Below are 2,877 nucleotides of genomic sequence, written 5' to 3' on the forward strand. Positions count from 1 at the left end.
AGTCGGGCAGTGCAGCGCGCACTGTCCGCAGGATATGCAGGGAGTGTCTGCAATCTTTGAGTTGAATGCAGGGGCAACAATTGTTGAAAATCCCCTCAGATGGTAATTGAGAATGTTTATCCCCTGCTTTTCGCACGCCTCAATGCACCTTCCGCAGAGAATGCACTGGTCCATGTTCCTTGAGAGCGAAGATGATGATTCATCCTTTCCATACTGCCTTTTTGCCCCATTGTATCTTGTGCTCTTTGTTATTTTTTCAGCAAGGCTCTGAAGCTCGCAATGGAGGTTCTTGTAGCAGTAGTCGCAGTCAAGTGGATGGTTTGAGAGAATCAATTCAAGATTGTGCCTTCTTGCTTCCCTTATCTCGTCAGTGTCTGTCCTGATTTTCATTCCATCCATTATAGGGGTGTTGCAGGAAGCAACAATCCTTCCGTCTGCCTCAACTATGCAGAGCCTGCAGTTTGCAAGGGGCTTGAAATCATCATCAGAGCACAGATGGGGAATGTCAAAGCCCGACACTTTCAGGGCATTCAATAAAAGTTCCTCTTTTGTTTTGATTTTTTTCCCATTAACTTCTATTGAAAATGATTTTTCGCTTTCCTTTTCCTTTCTTTCTTCATCCATCTTATTTTCCAGTTGAATTTTTCCTGTCTGCAAGGTGCTCAGAGATTGCCTTAAACGGGCATTCGGCAAAGCACATCCCGCACCTTACGCACATTGCATCATTTATCTCATGGATTTCGCCGCTCTTTCCGCTTATTGCGCTTTTAGGGCATATTGTTGCGCAGAGATGACAGCCCCTGCATTCGCCTGCTGTTATTTCATACCGCACAATATTCGGCTTTCTTCCCTTCCACTCAGGAATATTTTCCTCATATTCAGAAAAGAAATTCCTTATGCTTGAGAATATAAGATTTGGGGCGGTCTGTCCGAGCCCGCATATGGCTGTGCTTCTTATGGTGTTTGAAAGCACATGGAGATTCAGCATGTCTTCGGGAGTGCCCTTCCCCTCAGATATCCTTTCAATTATTTCAAGCATCCTCATTGTGCCTTCCCTGCAGGGAGTGCACTTTCCGCAGCTCTCTGACACAATAAATCTGAGAGAATACTTTATGCAGTCAATCATGCTTTTTCCTTTTCCAACAACAACAAGCCCTCCTGAGCCGACAATTGCATCAGCCTTTTTTACGCTTTCATAGTCAATCGGCATTTCAAACTGGGCTTTTCCAATCATTCCCCCTGAAGGGCCGCCAAGCTGGACAACCTTGAAATCATCTTTTCCAAAATCAGCAATTTCAGAAATCTGGTGAAGGGTTGTTCCGAAGGGGATTTCAATGTATCCTGTTTTTTTTATGTCTCCTGAAAGCGAGAACATCTTTGTTCCAGGAGAGGATTCTGTTCCTGAACTTCTGAAAAATTCAGCTCCCCGCAGGATGATTTCAGGGACATTGCAAATGGTTTCAACATTGTTTATTGCAGTAGGGAATCCCCAGAGCCCTTTTTCAGTTGGGTATGGCGGCTTTGGATGAGGCCTTCCTGAAAATCCCTCTATTGAGCGTATGAGTGCAGTTTCCTCTCCGCACACAAATGCGCCTGCTCCAATCCTCATTTCAATTGAAAGGGAAAATGGCGTTCCAAGTATTTTTTTTCCGAGAAAATTATGCTTTTCTGATTCCTCTATTGCGTTTTTCAGCCTTTTTACGGCAAGAGGGTATTCAGCCCGCGTGTATATGAATGCGCCCTTTGCACCTGATGCGTATGCTGAAATTATTATTCCCTCAATCACTTCAAAAGGGTCTGATTCAACAAGCGCCCTGTTCATGAATGCCCCGGGATCACCTTCATCAAAATTGCACACAAGGTATTTCTCATTTCCGGGCGCCTTTCTCAGGAGCTCCCATTTGTCTCCGGTGGGAAATCCTGCGCCACCCCTTCCCCGAAGCCCTGATTTTTTGATTTCTTCAATAACCTTTTCGGGCTTCATGGAAAGCGCCTTTTTCAACGCAGAAAATCCGTCCATTGAAATGTAATCATTTATGTCTTCCGGGTTTATCAGCCCGCACCTTCTTGAGACGCGCTTTTTCTGGTGAAGGTAAAATCCGGTTTCATCAAGGTAAGGAATTTTTTCAAGAACTTTTTTCCCGCTCCTTATCTTTGCAAAAATTTTCTTGTGGAAAGGTTTTAAATTTTTTCCAAGCTTCTGTGCAAATGCGAGTATCTGCCTTGTATCTTTTGGAACAACCTCTGAGAAAAGAATAGGCTCAAAATCATTCACAAATAATGCAACAATCGGCTCAAGATAGCAGCTTCCGATGCACCCCGTCTTACTCAGGACAAAAGAAGGTTTTTTTGAGAGCTCTTTTTCAAATTCATTATAGATTTCAAGAGCGCCAGCAGATATACTGCATGAGCCAAGCCCGACTTTTATCTTTATCATTTTTTCATCAATTCCCTTGCTATTGCCCTTGCCTTTTTCTCGTCGCACTTTCCGATTATTCTGCCATCAACATCAATTATCGGCCCTAAGCCGCATGCACCGAAGCAGTTTACTGTTTCAAGAGTAACCTTGTTGTCAGGAGTTGTTTTTCCGCTCTTAATCTTAAGTTCATCTTCAATTGCGCCAAGAAGGGTGTTTGCATTCCGGACGCAGCATGCAGTTCCAAGGCACACCCTTACAAGATGAAGCCCCCTCTTTTCTGTTTTGAAGTCATTGTAGAATGTGATTATTGAGGAAATCCGGGAAAGCGGAATATTCATCTCCTTTTCAAGGGCAATCGCTGCATCTTTTGGTATGAACCCAAATTCAAGCTGAATGTCCTCAAGCACCATTAGAAGCGGGCTTTTTTCCCTTGAGTGCCTTTTGACTATCTCAAGCAC

Annotated in this window: 3 protein-coding genes; all 3 read right to left on the minus strand. The window is 43.9% G+C overall.

Going from position 1 to position 2,877, the window contains the following annotated elements:
• On the minus strand, positions 1-624 hold a 624-nt coding region (locus NTV63_01735; GenBank protein MCX6709656.1), incomplete at its 3' end, for a 2Fe-2S iron-sulfur cluster-binding protein.
• Between the two features lies 1 nt (position 625).
• Positions 626-2,437 (minus strand): 4Fe-4S binding protein, encoded by a 1,812-nt coding sequence (locus NTV63_01740; protein ID MCX6709657.1) that lies wholly within the window; start codon positions 2,435-2,437, stop codon positions 626-628.
• Positions 2,434-2,877, minus strand: a 444-nt coding sequence (locus NTV63_01745) for an NAD(P)H-dependent oxidoreductase subunit E (GenBank protein MCX6709658.1), incomplete at its 5' end; no start/stop codon positions are given. The genes NTV63_01740 and NTV63_01745, both read right to left, overlap by 4 nt.

The organism is Candidatus Woesearchaeota archaeon, assembly GCA_026394965.1.
Taxonomy (GTDB): domain Archaea; phylum Nanobdellota; class Nanobdellia; order Woesearchaeales; family 0-14-0-80-44-23; genus JAPLZQ01.

Excerpts from the sequence above, each read along its gene's own strand:
- NTV63_01740 (MCX6709657.1), bottom strand. The coding sequence starts at position 2,437 with ATGATAAAGATAAAAGTCGGGCTTGGCTCATGCAGTATATCTGCTGGC.